Source organism: Bacillus sp. CHD6a, from assembly GCF_001293645.1.
Lineage (GTDB): Bacteria > Bacillota > Bacilli > Bacillales > Bacillaceae_I > Sutcliffiella_A.
The window spans coordinates 374,641-396,308 of sequence record NZ_LBMD01000001.1; the positions used below are offsets into that span (position 1 = coordinate 374,641).

Sequence of the window (21,668 nt, forward strand, 5' to 3'; positions counted from 1 at the left end):
ATGATCTACCCTTTACTTGGTTTCATATTTGGGCGTAACTTTTTAATACTAAGCAATATCAAAATGATAGTAATGGTGATATATGAAATGACTAAACCTACACCTAAGTGTAATTCTATTCCTGTAATATTTTTCAATTCTATTGCTGCAGCAGGCTCAAATAGTGCTAACATGACACCGAAGGGATTAAACATGGCAATAAAATACGGTATGGGGTTTGCCTGTGGGCCTGTTGCCCCAAATTGTGAAAAACTAATCGTGAACATGGTAATGATTGCTGTACCTGCAGCAAGAAAAAAGGCTACACCATACGTACAAACCATGGCTACAATTGTTTTTCGGATTAAAGTTGAGAAGAAAACCCCTATACTTCCTAAAGTAGCCATGGAAAGCAAATATACACCGAAAGTCGTCATCAAAAGTTTCGGTGATATACCACCAAATAAGAAAACAATGCTATATAACGGCAAACTGGAAATTACAATTAACAGTAGAAATGATAAAGATGACACCAATTTGCTTACAATAATACTTGTGGAAGATTGCTGAGTCGTCAAAAGAATGTTTAACGTTTGTTTTTCCCGCTCACTGCTGATAATTCCTGCTGTCAATCCAGGTGTCATAAAGAAAATCAAGGCTAGCTGGACAAATGCTAATATCATGAACATGTTTTTACTACTTTCTGCACGGAACATTCCCATGGAACTATATCTTGTCTCCATATAGATGTAGAACAAGGCGATCAGACCAAGTACACCGAGGTAAAATAAAATCCCCAAAAAGCTTTTAAAACTCCTGAAGCGTAATTTGAACTCTTTGTTTAACATGGGGTTAATTAGTTGAGCTTTCATTATTCCACACCCTTTGTAATTTCTAAAAAGATATCTTCCAGATTAGATTCTTCTTGACTCAAGCTAAGAATCATGATGTCTGAATCTAGTGCTCTTTTTAGCAAATCAACTTGTTCCTCATCAGTCCCTTCAAATGAGAAGGATAGAAGATTTGATCGTTGTTCATTTTTTTGAATATTAGAGACACTAGGTACATCCTCGAAGAATTTGATAGCTTTATCAATATCTTTCAAAATGAGTACTTTTAGCACTTTATTGGCTTGAAGTTGTTGATGAATTTCTTCCACTCTTCCTGTTGCAACAAGCTTTCCACCATTAATTACTCCAATTTCATCACACATCTCTGCAAGTTCTGGCAGTATATGTGAGGAAATCATGATGGTTTTCCCCATACTTTTTAGTTCTCTTAAAATTTCCCTCATTTCAATCCTAGCCCTTGGATCTAATCCTGATGCAGGTTCATCCAAAATTAACACTTCTGGGTCATGTATTAATGCTCTCGCAAGACAAAGTCGCTGCTTCATCCCCCTCGATAATACATCTACATACGCATCTTTTTTATCTGTTAAATTGACAAGTTCAAGGAGCTGAGGTATCAGTTTTTGCCTTTCCTCAAGGGGGATGCCGTAACTCGCACCATAGAAGTCAAGATACTCATCCGTTTTAAATTGATCATATACTCCAAAGAAATCCGGCATGTATCCAATATACTTTCGAACCATTTTAGGATACTTCGTAACATCATACCCGTTTACTAAAGCAGTTCCAGATGTAGGTGCAAGAAGGGTAGAGAGTATGGAAAATGTAGTTGATTTTCCTGCTCCATTGTGACCAACAAAACCAAACACTGTACCTTTTTCAACCTTCAAGTTCAATGAATCCAATGCTGTGAATTTCCCATATTTTTTTGTAAGATTAATGGTTTCTATCATTCTTTTACCGCTCCCTCTACCTTCACTCCCGGCAATTGTATATCCATATCAAAATTATTTGGAACTCTTAAACGAACAGTAACGCTTCCCTGATCATTGAAATAATCGGAGAGATTTCCCTCTAATGTCACAGAAGATTTATTATCAAGCAATTCTGCTTCTCCCGTTTTATGATTGAAAATAAAATACTCTATACTACCGTCTCTTGTTCGAAGTTTAATTTTAACTTCTTTCATTTCGTCTTCTGTAATGTCGACCAAATCCGGTAGGCTATAGGTAAAATCATAAGACCCTCCACCTAAATATACATATGTTTCTCCATAGTGTAGACCGTTATGGTGAACCATACCTGTTTCTCCTTCTGTCACCTTTATGTTTGGCGCTAAATGTTCCTCAGTAAAACTAAAGCTTCCTCCACCTGTATTAGTGATTGAAATTGGTAGAACAACTAGATGAGAGGCATTTGATTTTCCTGATTTCCCCTCCACTTTCGTGTTCATCACTCCGTCTGTTACATAGCCAACCAGAATAGGTTGAGATGCTATAGAGAAAATATCTTTTCTGTTGACAAGTAGATCCAGCAACTGAAACTTCTTATAGTCTTCCAGCTCATGTTTTTCAATTTGATTAGCCCCAGGTCCCTGATTATAATAACTTTGGAAATTTGGGAATGCCTTTGTTGAAGAAGAGCTGCTCGGTGCAGTCAATGCATTGGCAATGTTTCCTCCAGACACCTCATATTCAAGGTCCACTGTTTCCCCTGCTTTAATATCTCCAAGAGCTTCCGAGTTGCGGCCTGATAATATAAATGCATCTTTTAACTCATATTGCATTTGGTTGGAAATTGTCCCTTGTACTTTTCCATCTTTCATAGAGATAGCATGTTCAATTTTTCCTAATGGCAAAGCATTAACATTTCCGATACTTGTTCGTGTTGACCAATATTCCACATTGTTAAACTTGATTTCTGTTCCTTTAGATAAAGAACTGACATATGCATAATTTTTCATTAATTCGAAATTTTCATTATAACCATAAGTCATTGGGAAAAGTGTGGTGTTTTCTCCTGTTTCCATCTTATAATCTCCGCCACTATTTGTAAGAATGCTGGCTACACCATATCCACTGGCAGTTTCTGTTTCATTGTCCAGGAGTAGTATACTGGATTCATTCACCTGTGTTCCTGATATCCGATCCTTCGCACCAATCCCGAAAACTGCAACACTAGTAAAAATGGCTACGGCTGGAATAATCCACCACGCCTGCTCTCGTTTGTCCGTTTTCTTCAGAATAATATACAAAACTGGAATAACTAGTATAAGATAAACAGCAAATGCTCCAATTAACAGTGGAACTGAAACGATTGACCCTGGAAAAGCTTCCCCAATTGGGCTTAATTGATGAGATAGTTCTTCCATGACAGGCATCTTATAATGATTCGGACTTTTAGTTGTAACCTTTTGAAGGACACTGCTCCACCATGTGGTTAATTCACTCCATTCTCCAAAAAGTGGAGAAGCTAAGTTACTTGTAATTTGGGTTACTGTCCCAGTCCCTGTACTCATCATGAGGGTGATGGGAGTTTCCACATCCTTTGTCAGAACTGTAGCATCTTCCTTTATTATATTACCAGTAAATATAGGAAGATCTGGAAAACTACTATACTCATTCAATTTCTTTAGTGATGTTTCATTCGTGGGATCCAATAGCTGAAATTCCTGTAAGTCTCCTAAATCCTGACTCAGACCTACCTTTGTATCAAACATCAAAGAGCCACCGTTGTTGACCCAGTCTTTAATGGCTTGTTGCTGAGGAGCCGTTAAAGTGGCCAGGGAAAAATCATGAACTAAAAGTACATCAAACAATTCCAATCCATAGGATTCATTTGGAATATTTTCGCTTTTGATATTTAGTAATTCCATACTTTCATTTTGATATTTGACCAATTTCAAGAAGTTGACTGCATCATGGTTTTTGCTTAGAACTCCTAAAACGACTCTGTTATCCCCAATATACCTTGGTTGAGCATTTGCATTCCCTTTCAGCTTCACTTCTTTCCCTTTTTCTACGCCACCCTCGTAAAAAGTGACAAAATCATGTCTAGTACCGGAATAGTTATATGACATGTGTTCAGAGGTTCCTTTTACTGCAAGTTCCAACGTTTTGGAACCTCCCGCTTCTATTTCAACAGGGATAACATAACTCCCGGCCATATTATATGTAGGGCTTGAAAAAACAACGATATCCCCTTTCGTCGCATCCCCTTTGTTCACCAATTCAATTCTAATCTGATGTCCCTTCCCCATCTGAACTTTATTGTCTACTCCAAATTCGACTTTCACTTCTAAGTTTGTCTCTGCGTTTGAAAATGATGGATTTAGAAATAATCCGATAATGATCAAGACTAAACATTTTCTAATTAATAACCATGCTTTCACGTCTTTTCCCCCTAAATATGACAATCTCTCTTTCTATTTTCAAATAACTATATCTAAGACGTAACACTTTAGGAAAAAGTTTCAAATTAATATAAAAAACCGGACAAAAAAATGCCCGGTCCTATTTTGGTTGCTTGGTTATTATCCGATGTTAATTTCCGCAAATGGCTGCGCTTTTCCTAGGGAGTGACGTGAGCCTCCTTTCGCTACGCTGAAGCCACTGAAAAAGTCATTGAGATTTTAGAATTTTTTTCACACCGTTGTTGATTTCCGCATATGGCTGCGCTTTTCCTAGGAGTGACGTGAGCCTCTTTCGTCTAAACCGAGGCCACTGAAAAAGTCATTGAGATATTAAAATTTTTAACACCGCTGTTGATTTCCGCAAATGGCTGCGCTTTCCTAGGGGCGTTGCTGGAGCCTCCTCGGCTACGCCTGCGGGGTCTCCAGCTAACGCTATCTCCCTCAGGAGTCTTCGCCTTTTGCTCCAATCAACAGCTAGGAATCATAAAATACTTTACGTTATTAGTTTTTCTGTGGCTTCGCTACTACTGCGGGGTCTCCACCTAACGTTATCTCCCTAAGGAGTCTTCGCATCTTGCTCCAATTAACAGCTAGGAATCAACACAAATTCTACGTTATCAGTTTTTCAGTGGCTTCGCTACAACTGCGGGGTCTCCACCTAGCGCTATCTAACTCGGAAGTCTTTGCCTTTTGCTCCAATCAACAGCTAGGAATCATAAAAAACTTTACGTTATCAGTTTTTCAGTGGCTTCAACCGTTGTGAAGAGTCACGGAACACCCGCAGGCATACGAAGCGGCTGGAACGGAAGATTAATGGAGTTTTTTTCTTACTTATTCATAAAAAAGAAGGTTTCTCTCCTTCTTTTTTTAATCCATTACTCCGGTTCGTAATATTTCCACCTTGATCTTTATTTTATATTTAACATTCTGATATTGTTTTCTCCAATCCTCTGTACGGAATGAGTCATATCCTACTTTTGCACGATAATAGTTTCCAAAACCAACTGGATCCGCTCCCATTTCCTTGCTTTTTTCCAACACATCAATTAACTGTTCCTCCATATCTTTCCCTATTGCTTCTTCCAATTTTTTCAATGCTTTAGGATTTCCTAAATCATAATTTTCAGATATTTCTTGCATTCTCGTTTTCACATCAACTTCTATTGAATAAGAGGGAACTTCTTTGTCTTCCAATTTTATATCTGTAACACTTCTGAGATGATCAAGTGAAACAAATACACTGTTCTCTTTTTTATGATTGCTAGTTAAAATATATTTTTTCAACTGCTCTTTAGGGATGGTAATTTCTGTACTACCTACATCAAAAGGATCAACGAGCAATTTTAAATAAAAGGAATCATTACTATCCAATTCTCCAACAACTTTATCATCTTGAAATAACGACAATCCTTCTATAATGATTGTATTATCTTTAAAATTTAATAGAGGAAGTACAGGGTCACGCCCTTCACTATAATAGCACTGCATAAATTCATGCAGGGTGGGAGAAAGTAATGTATCCCCTTCCACATTTTGTGTGATTAATTCGTATAAGAATGTACCAGCATTTGATATATCTTCTGAATCTTGCGAGAGTTGAAGTAGCTCCTGAGCCTTAGGTTTGCTAACTGCAAGATAAGACATAGTTCCAACTTGAGCATCCCGGGAAAGCGTATCAATTATAGAAATTATCCCTTCCTTTGCTAACTCCTCCCCATAAATTGCCACCCTTAATTGCCCGGATACAAGTCTTCTGCTTGAAGCAAGGTTTTCTTTTTGTCTTACCCCCTTACTTGTATGAGCTAGAGTCGTCACCATTTTGGTGTTATTTGGATGCATGGGATCAAATTCATAGTAAATGATAGAGCCTTTTAGCATTCCGTCTTCATTATCATACCCCATTGCTGTTATTAAACCGAGTTCCTCCAGCGGTTTTTGTTGAACACACCCACTTAAGATGACGATTACACAAATCCATATAACTTTTCTCATCCCTCCCTTTTCACCCCTTTGATTTTTTCTCGTAAAAATACGATAAACGAAAGTAAGATGGTATATACAAAAATCATATAAAATCCAAACTTTCCAAGTAAGTCTACAAACTCATTAATCTCTGTGCGTTTTTGAAAAAAACAGGAACAAATCAATACAAGCACACTACATACCATGACCATGCTTTTTTGCCTTCTGTTAAAAATTCTTTTTAACCCTTTAGAAGCTGCCCATAGCAAGAAAAGTGTATTTGGTAGAATAATGACAAGCCAAAGAGAGACTGCAAAAAACTCAAATCTTTCTAAATTTTGAAACTGTACTATTTTAAACATAGACAAAGTTGCCCAAATCGTTTTTTCTAATTGTTCGCCGCTATAATACCCGATGGCTACGAAAGTTACGGCAATAATCAAGATAAACGTAAAAAACACACCTAACTGAGCGTATTTATGGACTTTATGTTTATCTCGTATGTAAGGATAAACGAAATACAATATCTCAAGCCCCAAAACTGTAAAAGAAGTTTTATATGCCCCTTTTAGAAGTTCTTTTGGTGTTGCCTCAAACATAGGCAAAAAATTTGTCCAATCCATGTATTGAACTGGGACTATCAACATGAATATTAGCCAAATAGTTAAAAAGAATCCTAAGAAGCTGACTCCAACGATAGTTTTTATGCCACCATATACCCCATAAATAGAGATAAGAAGTATAATCGAAACGATTGTCCAAGTTTTTAAATCTGGAAATACCCATGCCTGTACAATTTCCGTATAATTTAAAAGCATGGACATTAAACCGGACAATAGATATAGAACCAAAATTAGATTTAACGCATTGCCTATCCACCTTCCAAACAGTAACATGTGAATTTGAAACAAGTCCTTGGATTCAAACGTTTTAAGAATATAACAGATGGCAAATACGACAATCACCATACCTATGTAGCTAATGAAGATTGATATCCATGCATCCTGACCTGCTTCAAGAAAGATGATACGCTGAACTCCAGCTATTCCCACACCAGTTTGGTTAGTATGAACGATAAAAAAAATTAAATAAGCCGATATTAAAAATGATTTATTATGTTTAATGGTACTTATCATTTCATCACCTTATTCATCTATGTCTTGAGAGACTTCCTTTCGGTACGAAAAGAAGTCTTCTTTGTTCGGATTTTTCCTTATCAAGTGGATGGGCATCCGGAATATAGTATTAATTACATGCTTTCTATCAAATGGATAGACCGGTTTAAGATAAGGTACACCCATGCTTGTTAAGCGAATTAGATGAATTAATATAAAGCACAGCCCAAGACTAATGCCAATGCCTCCCCATACCCCTGCTAAAATTAAAATCGGAAATCTCATGACCCTTACAGCAGTCCCCATTAAATAACTAGGAGCTGTGAAAGAGCCTAGTGCACTTAATGCAACAACAATAATCAAAATATTGCTCGTAAATCCGGCTTCAACCGCAGCTTGCCCTAACACAATCCCTCCTACAATACCCATTGTTTGCCCTACTTTTGTCGGAAGCCTAGCACCTGCTTCTCTTAGTAACTCAATCATGACCTCCAACAACAAGGCTTCAAAGATTGGTGTAAAAGGGACTTTTGATCTTGACTCCCCAAGGGAAACCAACAGAGTAGAAGGAATCATTTCATAGTGATAGGTTATGATGGCAACATATGCTGGAGTAAGAATAACAGAAAGAAACATGGTGACATAACGTAGAAACCGAATAAAGCTTCCCATATTCCACCGCATATATACATCTTCTGTCGACTCAAAGAAATTAAAAAGGGAAGAAGGTCCAAGCATTACCATTGGACTCCTATCCACAAAAACCGCCACCATTCCTCTTTCCACACTGTAAGTAACTCTATCAGGAAGTTCTGTCTGAACAAATTGTGGGAAGATGGAATAACTGTTATCTTCTATTAATTGTGCCAAGACGGAAGTATCGAGTATGTCATTGACTTGAAGAGAATTAATTTTATCTCTTATAGATTGTATTAATTCCTCTTCTGCCTTTCCCTTTAAATAAACAATTCTTATTTCCGTTTCATTCTTTTTACCAACTGCCATTTTTTCAGTGCAAAGGTCTTCTGAGACGATGTTTTGCCTAATAATACTTATATTTGTACTTAAGGACTCAGTAAAGGAAATTTTCGGACCAAAGACAAGCGATTCTGTTTCTGCTTTCTCTAAACTCCGTTCTACTTTTTTGCTGACGTTTATTAATAAACTTCTCTCAGCCTTTGGTGTAATTAATAGAACATATCCATTCAACAGCTTATGAATCATTTCATCCATATCTTCCGTCAGGTTAGACTGAGTCGTAGGCAATTGGTAAATTAATTCCTGCAAGTCTAAGGTATTTTCCTTCGTTTTATCTATTATAGTAGGAAGAATGGATTGATTCAGTACGTTAGTATCAACAAGGTTTTTCATATAAACAAAAAGAATAGATCGTTTATTTCTTTTCATTTCATAAAAATACAAATCAGGACTGTCATGAAAAGTTCTTTTAAAATAATCCTGAAGATCGCATATATCGTATGTAGTTAGACTCCTTTTCTCCATGCGGACCACCTTATTATTTTTCTTCTATATAAATGTAGGCTTACCAAGATACGTAAATTTATGAAAATCTCTAATGTACCGTCTTTTGAAGGTCATGAATAATAAAAAGCCGAACCTATAATTAGGTTGGCTTAAGGAGATTGATGGTTGTTTAGTTCTACTGTCAAAACTGCAACAACACGGTTAATAAATTCTGTATAGCTAAATTCCATCGCTATTCGATGAACAGGATATTCCGCCAGTTGAACAAAATCACGAAAATCACCAATTGTTTGCCCAAATGCAGAACCTTGGGAAGTGACTACCTTGACTGGCTTCATTTCATATTTAATATTCTTTTCATTAAATACTCCCCACAATGTCACCACATCGTGTAAGGGAGCTCCAGGTATCGTAGGTATCTGAGACTTATAGAACTGCCAATAATAGTCCATCATTGGTTTGATTATTGATCCTAACTGGCTATTTTTTTCCTTGTTTAAACTATCAATTTCATTGACCATATCTGCTGTCAAGATTGCTTTTTGAGTGACATCTAGAGGGAAAATGGTCAAATTTTTTGCGAAATTAACAACAATATTTGCTGCATACGGGTCACCATATATATTTGCTTCTGCAACAGGAGTAACGTTGCCAGGAAAATTGAATGCGCCTCCCATTACAAAGATATCGCTTACCTTTGCTACAGTTTCAGGATAAAGGATAAAGGAGGTTGCCAGAGAGGTTAATCTACCTACACAGACTATAGTTAACTCGCCAGCAAATTTCTCTATAATATCATAAATCTGGTGGAAGTTTTCAAAAACATCTCCTTCTGCTTGAAAATCTTCAGGTAATACATACCCTCCAAACCCTTCCGGCCCATGCACTTCCGGATAATATATTGGAGGTTCCCCTGTCATAGACCTTTCAGCTCCTCCAATAAGTGGAATATCGTATCTTCCAGTATTCCTTTGCAGGTATCTGGCATTTCTGATAGCCGTTTTTTTATCAACATTGCCGTATTCTGCTACTACTCCGACAATTTCGACATGTATCTCATAATACGCATAAATGATTGCCATGATATCATCTATACCAAAATCAGCAAAAAGCAGCACTTTTTTCTTCAAATTTATCCCTCCTCTATGTAAATTTGCCATAATATATTTTTTTTAGATTAAGACAAACCAAGACAAACATACAGGCACAAGGGATAGGGGGCGAATAGTCTATTAGTGATTAAATAGGATAGGAGGAAGGAAACATGTCTCAATTTTATAATCAGTGTCGTCGTTACCAGGGGCAAATGGTGACCGTAAGATGTCGTGACGGTTCATCTCATCGTGGAAGAATTGTTAGAGTATCACCTAGTCACGTTTACATTCAACCAACGGGCGGAAATAGATTCGGTGGATATGGCATGGGCTTTTGGGGTGGATATTACGGAGGATATGGGTATAACCCTGTAGCAGTCCCACTTGCATTCGTAACAGGTGTGGTATTAGGCGGTCTTTTATTCTGGTAAAATATGATTGTTACTAAAATTGAGTAACAATCTATATGCCTCGTTCACATTTGTGTTAGATTTTTCTGTACTCTTCTATGTTATAGTATAATGGTACAGTTTATGTGAACGAGGTGTAATTTATTTATGAAAAAAATGGCATTAACTGCCTCCTGTATGATCATCCTCATGGGGGGATGTTCGAATTCGGAAACCACCAAAAGCAATGCACAACACAAGGAAGAACAACACCATCACAACGAAAAGCCTTCTTTTTTCCAAGGAGATCTTCGGGAAGAAACGGCTTCTGTAGAAGTTTTGCCTTCTTTTTTGAAGGACAAGCCAGAAGATATGCAACTTATCTATTCTGCCGCAGCACAGCACCGAGAAGTTCTTGAGTATATTCCGTGTTATTGTGGGTGTGGCACTTCCGCAGGGCATAAAAGCAGTTATAATTGCTTTGTTTATGAAAATAAGAAAGATGGTTCTCTTACCTGGGATGACCATGGCACAAGATGTGGGGTCTGTTTAGAAATTGCAGCCACTTCTGTCATGGAGTTCAACAAGGGAAAAAGTGTAGAAGAAATAAGACATTTGATTGACGAAGCGTATAAAGAGGGCTATTCAACACCTACTCCAACGCCAGAACCAGAGAATGGATAATGAAAAAGGGTAACGGAAATGTGAACATCTCCGTTACCCTTTTTGCTTTCTATTCGGCATAATACATTAATGCTAATGCACCTGGACCTGTATGAGTAGAGATGACAGGGGTAGTATAAGCAATTTGGATGTTTTCAAATCCGGAAGCTTCATAAAGGGCATCTTTTAATGCTTGAGCCTGTTTTAATGAACCGGCATGCGCTATTCCCACGCCTTTTACCATTTTACCTGCAATATCTTCTTTGAATTGCTTTGTATAATACTTAATTACTTGTGAATGACTTCTTGCTTTTGTAACAGGGGTGTAGACTCCATCTGCCAAAGAAGCAATTGGTTTTATGTTCAATAAAGATCCGATAAGTGCCTTTCCTCTACCGATTCGGCCACCCTTTACTAGATTGTCTAATGTATCTACCATAATAAACAGATCTGTATTGGAACGAATATCGTTCAACTTATTTATTATTTCTTGCAACTCTTTCCCTTCTTTGGCCATTTTTGCTGCAGCCACTACTTGAAAAGATAAAGCAAAAGAAATGAACCTTGAATCAACTACCGTGACATCGCTATCACTAATATTAGCTGCGCTTTCAGCGGACCCGACAGTTCCACTCATTCCACCAGTCATATGGATGGACAGAATTTTGCTGCCATCTTCCCCTAAACGGTTATACACATCGACAAATGACCCCACAGCAGGTTGAGAACTTTTTGGGAGCTCAGTAGAGTGTTTCATTTTATCCATAAATTCATCGGGCTTTATTCCAAATCGATCTATGTATGATTCTCCGTCAATCGTAATGGATAACGGAACAATTTCTATGTTTAATTCTTCAATGATGGACTGATCAATATCAACAGTTGAATCTGTCACAATTTTTACATTTGTCATTACATTCACTTCCCCAATAATATCCTTTTTACTATTATACCTTCTCACAGGGCTTGTTCAAACTTAAAACAAAAAAAATACAGGGTGTTGGCCCTGTATTAATATTATCACATTAACATAAGTTTAAGCATTATTTTTTAATATATCTGTTTTTACAACTTTACAATAATCCGGCCATTTTAATACTGTTCGCAAATAATCCTTAAAGGAATAGATTTGCTTTGGCTCCTTCTCTGATAGGATTAATTTAATATACTTCTCCAATCTGATTCGAACCATAAAATGATATGTGCTATCGTCCTCCAATACTGGAATTTCAATGACTTTTACCTTCTGTCCCTCATTAACCGTGAACTCTAGGCTTTTCCATAGCAAAATATCAATCCTCTTTTTCACCCGTTTATCATCATTATACCCTAAAATTTCAAATAAGTGTAAACTTTTGATAGACAAAATAAAACATTTTCAGATAATTTTGATACAATCAGGTCCATTATTTTTAGGAGAATTAACAATAGAGGACACTTCGTAAGATCTCATTAAATCCGCATCGAATGGTTGCAACATGGTAGCTAACTCACTACTTGTAAGTTCTTTTCTAGAAAGCCAATCTTTTTCATGTTCCTCTTTTAGTATCACCGGCATTCTGTTATGCACATCTTCCACAAGCTTGTTTGGTCTAGTCGTTATCAATGTGCAACTAACCATTTCTTCATCCTTTGTAATCCAGCGGTCCCATAGGCCAGCAAAAGCGAAAGGCTGTTGATTCGTTTTTGTAAACCTTACGGGCTTCTTTTCTCCGTTTTGGTTTTTCCATTCAAAGAAACCATCTGCTGGAATAATACATCTTTTCCTTTCCAAAAGCTTTCGAAAACTCACTTTTTCCTGTAATGTCTCTGCTCGTGCGTTAATCATTTTGTAGCCAATTTTTTTATCTTTTGCAAAGCTTGGAACCAAGCCCCAATGAAGGTAGCCAGCTCTGTTTTGGTTTTCTCCTTTTACAATCGCCAAAATAGGTTGTCCTGGAGCGATGTTGTAGCTGATACTATATTCAAGGTTCGTTGTATTTTCAAGAAAAAAGCGTTCTTCCAACTTATGAAGTTCTGTAGTTAATGAAAATCTTCCACACATTGTCGGCACACTTCCTTTTTTTATGTATTTATTTTACAGGAAAAGCCACTACATGTGTAGTGGCTGGATAACTTTATAAACACCGCTGTTGATTTCTACAAATGGCTTCGCTATTCTAGGGGCTGACGTACGTCTCCTCGGCAAGTATGCGGGGTCTCCACCTAACGCTATCTCCTTTAGGACAAGGAAGGCTTAGGCAGCGTAACATCGCACGAAGAAAACGCGTAAGCATTTTCAAGGAGTCTACGCCTTTTGCCCCAATCAATCCTAGAAGCCCTGCTTGATTTTTTCTTGAATTTGTATGCCTAGTTGGTTTCCGTCAACTTTTTCGTCTAGAGGTAGGAAAATTGGATCGTGGACGGTTACTTTTACTTTTGCTGCCTGGAAACCGAATTTGCTTTCTTCCATTATTCTATAAGATCCTGAAATTGTAATGGGAACAACCGGCACTTTGCTATCTGTTGCCAGACGTAGGCCACCTTTTTTGAATTCTCCCATCACGTCCCCTTTGCTTCTAGTCCCCTCAGGGAAAATAACCAAGGAATGCCCTTTCTTCAGGGTTTCGATCCCATCTTTTATAGACTGGACCGCTTTTCTTCTATCCTTACGATCAATGAAGACACAGTTCATTGCTTCCATCCATCTTGGAATAAAGGGAATCTTTTTTACTTCTATCTTGGAAATGAAACCAAGTGGCTTCTTTAAAAAACCAATTAGTATCGGAACATCAAAATTCCCTTGATGGTTACTTACAAAAAGGACGGGGCCGGTAGGAATTTTCTCCTGACCCACCACTTCTATGTTAGAACCTGTAAGCTTTACCAATGTTTTCGCCCAATGTTTCGGTTTTTGATGTATTATTGTATCTCTTTCTTCCACAGTCATCGGAGTGTCTATTTTTTGCACTTTCTTTATGGTCGGCAAACTGTAAATTAAGTAGCCGAAAAAATAAACAAACCACCATATCGTACGTAACATTTCTTTCTCTCCCTAAAAATACATCTATTTGTCTAATGTGCTTGTTCTTTTGAACTTTTTAAAATAGTAATCGTAAGGATTTTTTTCATCCTTTATGCCTTTTTCACTAGAAATCAATTCCCAATCATTCTCCTTGACTTCAGGAAAATAGGTGTCACCTTCAAATTCTTCATCAATAAACGTTAAATATAAAAAATCTGCGAAAGGAAGTGCTTCCTTAAAAATATGAGCCCCTCCGATAATGAAGAGCTCTTTTCCCTCCTCATCCATGCTTACTACTTCTTCTAAAGAATGAAGTGTTTCACAACCATCTGCATGGTAATCTTGCCTTGATAGAACAATATTTCTTCTATTAGGAAGCGGCTTACCGATGGACTCATACGTCTTTCTCCCCATCACAATTGTATTACCTAACGTCACCTGCTTAAAATATGCCAAGTCTGCCGGAATTCTCCATGGCAGGTCATTGTCCTTGCCTATTAGGTTATTTTTGTCAGTAGCTACAATAATAGAAATCATACACTGACAACCCCTTTAATATGTGGGTGTGCCTCATAGTCCACAAGAGTAAAATCTTCGTATTTGAAATCAAAGATTGATGTAACTTCTTTATTTAGTTTCATTTTCGGCATTTTTTTAGGTTCACGTTCTATTTGTAAGTTCACTTGCTCCATATGGTTGGAATATATATGTGCATCACCTAGTGTATGAATGAATTCACCAGGCTCTAAGTCGCAGACCTGCGCGACCATCATGGTAAGTAAAGCATACGATGCAATGTTAAACGGTACACCTAGGAAAACATCTGCCGACCTCTGATATAATTGACAAGATAATTTTCCGTTAGCCACATAAAATTGAAACATAGTATGACAAGGGGGCAAAGCCATAGAATCAACATTTGCCACATTCCATGCAGACACAATAAGTCTTCTTGAATCTGGGTTATGTTTAATTTGCTCAATCAAGTTGGCTATTTGATCAATGCTTTCTCCATCAGGTGTTGGCCAAGATCTCCATTGGTACCCATAAACCGGGCCGAGGTCTCCGTTTTCATCTGCCCATTCATTCCAGATTCTTACGCCATTATCTTGCAAATACTTCACATTTGTATCTCCATTTAAAAACCAGAGTAATTCATGGATTATTGATTTCACGTGTAGCTTTTTCGTAGTTACTAAAGGAAAACCTTCCTGAAGGTTAAATCTCATTTGATAACCAAATGTGCTAATTGTCCCTGTTCCTGTCCGATCTTCTTTTTCGGTACCATTATGTAAGATATGTTTGCATAGATCCAGATATTGTTTCATTCTATCTTCACCTCTTGAACTGTCTTTGTTCTTAGTACATTCTATCACAAAAGTAAATTTGCTAGTAAGACAAAAAGAAAAACATTCAGGTGAATGCTTTTCTAGTGCGTGTTGGTTATTAGGTTTTTTGTAATTGGTAGCTTCTCCATATTTTGAAAAAATAGAAATGTGTGTGGAGCATGTTTTGCCAATTCAAATCTAGTCACATCATTTAAGTAGTACATGGCAAAGGTCTCAGCAAAATATTCTTCTGGAAAAGTGTGAAAATAATTTCTGTTAGGAAATAAGGAAGCGACCTCACTTTTCCATGCTTTTAAGAATGCCTTATTATATCTTATATTACCCAAAACATAACGATCAATAGAATGCGCGAGTTCATGTAGTTCCAAATTGATCGAACCATGTCCGGATCCTTTGTTACTGTGTCCGATTTTGGCCAATACTAGCTTAGAACCTCCAATACCTGGAACATCTTCCCAGTTAGAACCCTTATTGCTATAGCCTCTAGGTTTTACACCATGTAGATGCTCGAATCCTTCAACATCGGTAAGATTTCCACTAAATAAATACAAATGAACGTTTTGTTGAACCAATACGTGTAAAATGTGGGGAGGTATGTTGGAAACATGACGGATCATATTTGCTGCATCCTCCTTTGAGAAATTCCCAGGAGGAAGATAGATAAATTGATTTAATGTATCTCGATTAGGAATATTTTTTAGATGGGTATCAAGTTCAGAAGACTTAAATTGTGTAAGAGGTATCGCGTTCAAACTAGCATAAGCTTTCCAATATATCGGAATAATGGTAAATGTAATTAATAGTATTATTGCAACTATACGTCTTTTCATCTTTGCTCACCTTCTCTAGTTGTCCGTAACATGTTGATCTATAATTATTAGAAAATTCAATTCTATTATATTGATATTATATCATCTTGGCATTTAATTGGAATGACATTTTTGTAATCTTTTCTTAATAATAATGATTAATTTTTTCCAATTTACTGCTTCTCTTCTGAGTAAGTAAAAACCGAGCCTACGACCGTTTGCGAGTATTTGTGGCTTGTTTGGGCTTAGAGAAGTGCTTTCTTCTACCGTTTGCGAGGATTTGTGGTCTGTTTGGGCTTAGAGAAGCGCTCTCTACGACTGTTTGCGAAGATTTGTGGATTTGTGATCTGTTCGGGTTTAGAGAAGCGCTATCTTTGACCGTCGGCGAGGATTTGTGATCTTTTTCGGCTTAAAGAAGCCCTCTCTACGACCATTTGCGAGGATTTGTGGTATTTTCGGGCTTAGAGAAGCCCTCTCTACGACCATTTGCGAGGATTTTTCGCCTGTTCGGGCTTAGAGAAGTGCTCTCTACGACCGTTTCCGAGGATTTGTGATCTGTTCGGGCTTAGAGAAGTGCTCTCTACGACCGTTTGCGAGTATTTGTGATCTGTTCGGGTTTAGACAAGCGCTCTCTTCGACCGTTTCTGAGGATTTGTCGCCTGTTCGGGCTTAGACAAGCGCTCTCTTCTACCGTTTGCGAGGATTTTTCGCCTGTTCGGGCTTAGAGAAGCCCTCTCTACGACCGTTTCCGAGGATTTGTCGCCTGTTCGGGCTTAGAGAAGCCCTCTCTACGACCGTTTCCGAGGATTTGTCGCCTGTTCGGGCTTAGAGAAGCCCTCTCTACGACCGTTTCCCAGGATTTGTGATCTTTTCTAGCTTAGAGAAGTTCTCTCTACGACCATTTGCGAGGATTTGTGATCTTTTCCGGCTTAGAGAAGCTCTTTTCAACCGTTTGTGAGGATTTCTCGCCTTTGTTGATTAGAGTGGTAGGCGCGGAGACGTCCACGACGGGAAGAACGGACAGGTGAGACCCTTTAAGTCGGAATGAAGATGATCAAGGACCTTATGCCAGCAAGCGAAGCGCATAGAACGATAATTAACCGGATTATATGTTACCTATCTATAAAACCAAAGAGTGATTCTGCAACAGAATCACTCTTCTTAGATAAATATATTTATACAATTACCTCTTCTTCACTTAATTCTGCTTCTTCAATGTCTCTTGATCTGTGAGCAATTCGGCTAGCTGCAGCTGCTGCAAGCGCACATACAATATCATCCATAAAGGTGTGAACTTCATCTCCATCGTGTTCATCCAACTTCTTAATGATTCCAAATTTCTCTTTGTCAAGAAAACCAAAGTTTGTCAAGCCAATTGAACCATACACATTTACAATCGATAGTGGGATGATTTCGTCAATCCCATACAATGGTTCGTCAGTCTCAACCAAATATTGAAGCGGATCTGGTAGCAGTTTTTTTTCTGCTAAAATATCCAAAGATAATCCTGTTAGCACTGCATGGACAATCTCCCTTTTCTCTAAAACTTTCTCGACGTTATGTATACAATCTTCCAAGGTGACATTACTGATATATTTCTTTTGTAGTGAAAGAACAATTTCAGCGATATCCTGTATCGTAACCCCTCTGTCTTCTAACATCTTTTTTGTTGTTTCTCTCATCTCTTTTAATGTGTGTTTTCTCATAAGGCCCCCCTCTTTCTCTCTAGCTCAACCATTTAGGTGGCGTGTTTTTCGCCCAATAAATTGACCCTAAAGCATGATGTCCATGAAAGTCATCGTGATAAGTATGGTAATGGAAGTTAAAATAATACCCATCAAGTGGCGGATGATCTTTTCTTACATGAAATCGGATAAGATCTTTTCCTGAAACAGCATGATAAATATGAAAAATCTTTTCGCTATCTCCACCTGTAGGATTTTCAGAAATAGTCAAATTGGTGAGATCTTCTTCAGGATGCTCTTCTGCTAAATTTTGTAGAACCAGTTCCATTCTAGGTAAAATCACATCTTTAAATTCATCTTGTATTTTTGGTCCGATTCTTGAACCGAATTTTGCATAACTTTGTTGTTCAGCCTGTTCTGTAGCGAAAGACAGGAATGAATCTTTAGATAATTTTTGTTCAAATGGAGCTATAAATTCATTAGAATGACTGTTATATTCTTTGCTTGTTACATCGCCAAACGAGGAATCATCCTTCTGATCGTCTATTGTCAAATAGGCAGGTGGCGATACTGTACCGAACGTGAGCGCTGTAATTAAGACTACTAATGATTTCTTGAGCCATTTCGGCAAGACAGCTTTACTTTCCATCTGTAAATCCCCATTCTATTAATTTCTCTAGTATTATGTAAAACTAGTATATCACAAAAGTAAGAAAATTTTATCAATTTCGCTTTAACTTTTCTTTCTTTGCCTTTCAAAACTTTCTTTGGGTTGCTTTTTGTTACAGATTCCGCACTAATCTTGTGATTTATTGAAAAATGATTTTTTTATTATTCATTTATTTGTGTTTTTTTGTTAATATTAATGAATAGTACATATTGGAGGTTAAACTCATGGCAGATATTGCAGTAATGGTATCAAGCTTTGTTACTTTAGGTGCATTAATTTATTTATGTTTTACTGACTGAATCTACAGAAAAAGCCTCGTGTTGAGAACACGAGGCTTTTTTACTTAAACACATTTACACCGCTTGAGATTTCCGCAAATGGCTTCGCTTTCCTTGGGGCACTGCTGGAGACTCCTAGCTCTGCCTGGAGGTCACTGAAAAAGGCTTGATTTTAGTATTTTTATAAACACCGCTGTTGATTTCCGCAAATGGCTTCGCTTTCCTAGGGGCGCTGCTGGAGCCTCCTCGGCTTCGCCTGCAGGGTCTCCACCTAGCGCTATCTCCCACAGGAGTCTCCCCCTTATCCTCCCATCACCAGCTACCTTTTTTGCTAATTTACAGTTTCCGTTTTACATAGCCTAACAATCTATATAGCCAAAGTGGAATTTTGCGGATTTTCTTTTTAGTACAGTAAATCCGAAATTGGCAAATTTTTCACTTTCCCAGTGGTCCTTCAGTACTACTCTGTTTTTGGCAACCCTCTTTGCTTCCTGAAGTGTTTGTTCATTTAGTGGATCTGTTATCGCTATCTTTCTTAGCGGTGCAATGCCGTTTGATGCTTGAATCTCAATATCAAACATTGGATCAAAGTATACAACATCAATGCTTTTATCTGGTAGGTTAGATAAGATTTCCTGATGCTTCCCTTGGATTACTTTAATGCGTCTCATTGCATTTTCAAGCGATTTATAGTCAGTGTCCCAAGAGGCAAGTCCATTTTTCACCAAATAAGCAAGTACCTCATTTCCCTCTATGCCGCACACTTTTCCTTTTTCACCTGTCGCTAAGCTTGCCATAATGCTGTCTGATGCGAGACCAAGTGTACAATCAAGAAAACTCATTCCCTCTTTTAACTCTGTTGCTTTTAAGAATGGCTCGATTTCTCCTTGTAGCCACCTTTTAACTCGAAATCCTGCTGTATTAGGATGAAAGAAAATAGGTTCAGTTTCATTCATGCGATGCCATTCATACCTATTTTTCCCTATCACTAAAACTTCTTGATTATGTTCCTTGAATAATATGTCTATTGATTTCTTATCTCTTTTTATGTATGAACAGTCAAGGTCTTGTGCAATATGCTTTGCAGTTTGAATCATTGCTTCATCGGTTCTCCCCGCAGTAGTTACAATCATAATTTTCTCCTTTATAAAAGGATGTGCGTAGTATCTACACACATCCTAGCGAATTAACAATATTGTTGAAAAGCTCCTTGAAGGTTAGTCATGATGTTTTCCATCGTGTTCGCTTCAATATCATGGCGATGAATGAAATGTACGAGTTCTTTCCCTTTTAATACGGCCATTGATGGAGAAGATGGTGGAACATCACCGAATATCTCTCTCATTTTGGACGTAGCATCTTTATCCTGACCGGCGAAAACCGTAACTAGGTGATCAGGTGTTTTGTCGGCTTGGATAATGGATTGGGTTGCCGCTGGACGTGCTAGCCCTGCTGCACAACCACAAACAGAGTTCACCACTACAAGCGTTGTTCCTTCTACTTTATTGAAGTATTCTTCCACTTCATCGCTTGTGGTTAGTTCTTGAAATCCTGCTCTTGTAAGTTCATCTCTCATAGGTTTTACTATTTGTTTCATATATTCTTCATATGCCATTGACATTTTTCAATTCCTCCTTATGTTATAGGTATTTACTTATACCGCAGTTGATCTCCGGCTCGCTTTGCTAGGGACTGACGAAAGCTTCATCAGCTTTGCGGAAGCCTGCGGGGTCTCCCTCAGGAGTCTTCGCCCTTTGCTCCAATCAACTGCTATGAAACTTCTTAAACTCGGTATTCTTCTTAGTTATTTCTTTCAGTCATTTGTTTCCAAACGGAGCCTTTTGCTTCTTCTCCGCCTTCTATTCGTTGGATGGCCATTTTCACTTGCATGCTCACTTCGAATTCCGGATCGTTTTCTACTTCTCGAAGTGCAGGAAGCGCAGTTTCGTCACCAACTTCGTAAAGGAACATGGCAGCTCTCCAACGAACTAACTTGTTTTTATCTTTTAAGGATTCAATCATGGCAGGCATGGCTGCTTTATCGCCTAGGTCTGACATGCAGTCACCAGCTGTTCTCCTCACCGTAACGGACTTATCTTTAAGCGCTTTTGACAAGTAAGGTAAAATGTCGGATTCTTCAAGCATTCCAAAGTATACAGTTGCTAAACGGCGGATAGATCCCTTTTCGTCTTCTAAAGCCTTTGCCAATACTGGGATGTCTTCTGGTTTAGGTTCCATTTGATCTAGTGCAGCAAATCGTTTTGACCAGTCGGGGTCTTCTAGCATTTCCACTGTCACTTTATAACGTTCTTTTGATTTTATTGTATTCGATTTTTCCTTATTATTTTCTTGCTTTAACATTTTTTCTAAGCGTTCTTCTGTAAAAGTTGCAGAAAGTTCTTCTACTATCTCCGTACCAACGGCCTCAAGATCTCCATAGCGGATACCATGTTCCTTCCATTCACGATCAAGTACGACATTATCTTGCTGTTCTTGAACTGAAAGTATAGCTTTCATGAACCTATCTGGCAATCCAACACGTTTTTCCTGTTCTCCGTCTGTAAGTTTCACTTGCATTGGAATTCCTTGGAACATTTGAACGAAGACTTTCACTTCCCCAAAACCTTCAAGGGATCTTTGATCTTTTGTGTCTTGGTTGTCTTCTGTTTCTCCAAAAGCAGCCCTTACTTCAGAAAGTATCCCTTTCCAATCAAAGCGGGCATTTCTTTCTACTGCCAAAAAGTCTGCTACGTGATAAACACCTTTTACACCATCAATTTCTAGTATATCTTGTATGATTTCAGGTGCCAGGTCGCTATTGTCTTTTGTATAATTGTTTCTTGAACCTGCAGGCAGTTCTTCACTTAGGATAACCTTCATCGTGTTGGGACTTGGAGTTGGTTCAATAGATTGTATATTCAAG

At 37.9% G+C, this 21,668-nt stretch carries 21 protein-coding genes; 2 read left to right on the top strand and 19 right to left on the bottom strand.

Annotation, left to right across the window (positions count from 1 at the left end; all coding sequences use genetic code 11):
* Nucleotides 1-5 precede the first annotated feature (5 nt).
* The 7 genes from AAV98_RS01905 to AAV98_RS01935 form a co-directional block, all read right to left on the bottom strand.
* Entirely contained in the window at nt 6-851 is an 846-nt protein-coding gene (locus AAV98_RS01905) for an ABC transporter permease (protein WP_060663859.1), read from the bottom strand.
* Nucleotides 851-1,783, bottom strand: coding sequence for an ABC transporter ATP-binding protein (locus AAV98_RS01910; RefSeq protein WP_060663860.1), 933 nt, complete (start codon nt 1,781-1,783; stop codon nt 851-853). Before AAV98_RS01910 ends, AAV98_RS01905 begins: the two co-directional genes overlap by 1 nt.
* Nucleotides 1,780-4,221: a hypothetical protein gene (locus AAV98_RS01915; protein WP_060663861.1), complete on the bottom strand. Its 2,442-nt coding sequence runs from the start codon at nt 4,219-4,221 to the stop codon at nt 1,780-1,782. The genes AAV98_RS01910 and AAV98_RS01915 overlap by 4 nt, the downstream gene beginning before the upstream one ends.
* A gap of 888 nt (nt 4,222-5,109) precedes the next feature.
* Nucleotides 5,110-6,234, bottom strand: a complete 1,125-nt coding sequence (locus tag AAV98_RS01920) for a Ger(x)C family spore germination protein (RefSeq protein ID WP_060663862.1) — start codon at nt 6,232-6,234, stop codon at nt 5,110-5,112.
* Nucleotides 6,231-7,340, bottom strand: a complete 1,110-nt coding sequence (locus AAV98_RS01925) for a GerAB/ArcD/ProY family transporter (protein ID WP_060663863.1) — start codon at nt 7,338-7,340, stop codon at nt 6,231-6,233. Before AAV98_RS01925 ends, AAV98_RS01920 begins: the two co-directional genes overlap by 4 nt.
* A 9-nt stretch (nt 7,341-7,349) precedes the next feature.
* Nucleotides 7,350-8,822 carry a spore germination protein gene (locus tag AAV98_RS01930; RefSeq protein WP_082380725.1) on the bottom strand — a complete coding sequence of 491 codons (1,473 nt, stop codon included), beginning with the start codon at nt 8,820-8,822 and terminating at the stop codon, nt 7,350-7,352.
* Between the two features lie 131 nt (nt 8,823-8,953).
* A complete protein-coding gene (locus AAV98_RS01935) occupies nt 8,954-9,934 on the bottom strand; it encodes a nucleoside hydrolase (protein ID WP_197284208.1) in 981 nt (326 codons plus the stop codon).
* A 134-nt stretch (nt 9,935-10,068) separates the two neighbouring features.
* Between AAV98_RS01935 and AAV98_RS01940 the strand changes: the two genes are divergently transcribed.
* On the top strand, nt 10,069-10,329 hold the full coding sequence (locus AAV98_RS01940; RefSeq protein WP_060663865.1) for a hypothetical protein: 261 nt from the start codon (nt 10,069-10,071) through the stop codon (nt 10,327-10,329).
* Between the two features lie 126 nt (nt 10,330-10,455).
* Nucleotides 10,456-10,971 (top strand): PCYCGC motif-containing (lipo)protein, encoded by a 516-nt coding sequence (locus AAV98_RS01945; protein WP_060663866.1) that lies wholly within the window; start codon nt 10,456-10,458, stop codon nt 10,969-10,971.
* A 49-nt stretch (nt 10,972-11,020) separates the two neighbouring features.
* On the opposite strand, the gene AAV98_RS01950 is transcribed toward AAV98_RS01945, so the two are convergent.
* The 12 genes from AAV98_RS01950 to AAV98_RS02005 form a co-directional block, all read right to left on the bottom strand.
* Entirely contained in the window at nt 11,021-11,863 is an 843-nt protein-coding gene (locus AAV98_RS01950) for a DegV family protein (protein ID WP_060663867.1), read from the bottom strand.
* A gap of 123 nt (nt 11,864-11,986) precedes the next feature.
* Complete coding sequence (locus AAV98_RS01955; RefSeq protein WP_060663868.1) at nt 11,987-12,238, bottom strand: DUF2535 family protein; 252 nt, start codon at nt 12,236-12,238, stop codon at nt 11,987-11,989.
* 90 nt (nt 12,239-12,328) lie between these two features.
* Nucleotides 12,329-12,994 (bottom strand): SOS response-associated peptidase, encoded by a 666-nt coding sequence (locus tag AAV98_RS01960; protein WP_060663869.1) that lies wholly within the window; start codon nt 12,992-12,994, stop codon nt 12,329-12,331.
* A gap of 267 nt (nt 12,995-13,261) precedes the next feature.
* Complete coding sequence (locus tag AAV98_RS01965; RefSeq protein WP_060663870.1) at nt 13,262-13,972, bottom strand: lysophospholipid acyltransferase family protein; 711 nt, start codon at nt 13,970-13,972, stop codon at nt 13,262-13,264.
* Nucleotides 13,973-13,996: 24 nt separating this feature from the next.
* The gene (locus AAV98_RS01970; protein ID WP_060663871.1) at nt 13,997-14,491 is read right to left on the bottom strand and encodes a dihydrofolate reductase; all 495 of its coding nucleotides are present in this window, start codon (nt 14,489-14,491) and stop codon (nt 13,997-13,999) included.
* Nucleotides 14,488-15,282 (bottom strand): thymidylate synthase, encoded by a 795-nt coding sequence (locus tag AAV98_RS01975; RefSeq protein ID WP_060663872.1) that lies wholly within the window; start codon nt 15,280-15,282, stop codon nt 14,488-14,490. The genes AAV98_RS01970 and AAV98_RS01975 overlap by 4 nt, the downstream gene beginning before the upstream one ends.
* A gap of 101 nt (nt 15,283-15,383) precedes the next feature.
* Entirely contained in the window at nt 15,384-16,133 is a 750-nt protein-coding gene (locus AAV98_RS01980) for an anthrax toxin lethal factor-related metalloendopeptidase (RefSeq protein ID WP_060663873.1), read from the bottom strand.
* A 1,154-nt stretch (nt 16,134-17,287) separates the two neighbouring features.
* Nucleotides 17,288-17,818: a phosphatidylglycerophosphatase A family protein gene (locus AAV98_RS01985; RefSeq protein WP_060663874.1), complete on the bottom strand. Its 531-nt coding sequence runs from the start codon at nt 17,816-17,818 to the stop codon at nt 17,288-17,290.
* Between the two features lie 19 nt (nt 17,819-17,837).
* Nucleotides 17,838-18,428 carry a YpjP family protein gene (locus AAV98_RS01990; protein ID WP_060664003.1) on the bottom strand — a complete coding sequence of 197 codons (591 nt, stop codon included), beginning with the start codon at nt 18,426-18,428 and terminating at the stop codon, nt 17,838-17,840.
* A gap of 676 nt (nt 18,429-19,104) precedes the next feature.
* Nucleotides 19,105-19,878 (bottom strand): class I SAM-dependent methyltransferase, encoded by a 774-nt coding sequence (locus AAV98_RS01995; RefSeq protein WP_060663875.1) that lies wholly within the window; start codon nt 19,876-19,878, stop codon nt 19,105-19,107.
* A gap of 53 nt (nt 19,879-19,931) precedes the next feature.
* On the bottom strand, nt 19,932-20,366 hold the full coding sequence (locus AAV98_RS02000; protein ID WP_060663876.1) for a BrxA/BrxB family bacilliredoxin: 435 nt from the start codon (nt 20,364-20,366) through the stop codon (nt 19,932-19,934).
* A gap of 179 nt (nt 20,367-20,545) precedes the next feature.
* Nucleotides 20,546-21,667, bottom strand: a complete 1,122-nt coding sequence (locus tag AAV98_RS02005; RefSeq protein WP_060663877.1) for a conserved virulence factor C family protein — start codon at nt 21,665-21,667, stop codon at nt 20,546-20,548.
* Nucleotide 21,668 lies beyond the last annotated feature (1 nt).

Bases quoted from the DNA above. Each gene is read 5' to 3' on its own strand.
- AAV98_RS01950 (WP_060663867.1), bottom strand. From the start codon at position 11,863: ATGACAAATGTAAAAATTGTGACAGATTCAACTGTTGATATTGATCAG.
- AAV98_RS01945 (WP_060663866.1), top strand. From the start codon at position 10,456: ATGAAAAAAATGGCATTAACTGCCTCCTGTATGATCATCCTCATGGGG.
- AAV98_RS01930 (WP_082380725.1), bottom strand. From the start codon at position 8,822: ATGGAGAAAAGGAGTCTAACTACATACGATATATGCGATCTTCAGGAT.
- AAV98_RS01985 (WP_060663874.1), bottom strand. From the start codon at position 17,818: ATGAGAAAACACACATTAAAAGAGATGAGAGAAACAACAAAAAAGATG.
- AAV98_RS01940 (WP_060663865.1), top strand. From the start codon at position 10,069: ATGTCTCAATTTTATAATCAGTGTCGTCGTTACCAGGGGCAAATGGTG.
- AAV98_RS01920 (WP_060663862.1), bottom strand. From the start codon at position 6,234: ATGAGAAAAGTTATATGGATTTGTGTAATCGTCATCTTAAGTGGGTGT.
- AAV98_RS01910 (WP_060663860.1), bottom strand. From the start codon at position 1,783: ATGATAGAAACCATTAATCTTACAAAAAAATATGGGAAATTCACAGCA.
- AAV98_RS01925 (WP_060663863.1), bottom strand. From the start codon at position 7,340: ATGATAAGTACCATTAAACATAATAAATCATTTTTAATATCGGCTTAT.
- AAV98_RS02000 (WP_060663876.1), bottom strand. From the start codon at position 20,366: ATGTCAATGGCATATGAAGAATATATGAAACAAATAGTAAAACCTATG.
- AAV98_RS01975 (WP_060663872.1), bottom strand. From the start codon at position 15,282: ATGAAACAATATCTGGATCTATGCAAACATATCTTACATAATGGTACC.
- AAV98_RS01965 (WP_060663870.1), bottom strand. From the start codon at position 13,972: ATGTTACGTACGATATGGTGGTTTGTTTATTTTTTCGGCTACTTAATT.
- AAV98_RS01905 (WP_060663859.1), bottom strand. From the start codon at position 851: ATGAAAGCTCAACTAATTAACCCCATGTTAAACAAAGAGTTCAAATTA.
- AAV98_RS01980 (WP_060663873.1), bottom strand. From the start codon at position 16,133: ATGAAAAGACGTATAGTTGCAATAATACTATTAATTACATTTACCATT.
- AAV98_RS01995 (WP_060663875.1), bottom strand. From the start codon at position 19,878: ATGATTGTAACTACTGCGGGGAGAACCGATGAAGCAATGATTCAAACT.
- AAV98_RS01960 (WP_060663869.1), bottom strand. From the start codon at position 12,994: ATGTGTGGAAGATTTTCATTAACTACAGAACTTCATAAGTTGGAAGAA.
- AAV98_RS01970 (WP_060663871.1), bottom strand. From the start codon at position 14,491: ATGATTTCTATTATTGTAGCTACTGACAAAAATAACCTAATAGGCAAG.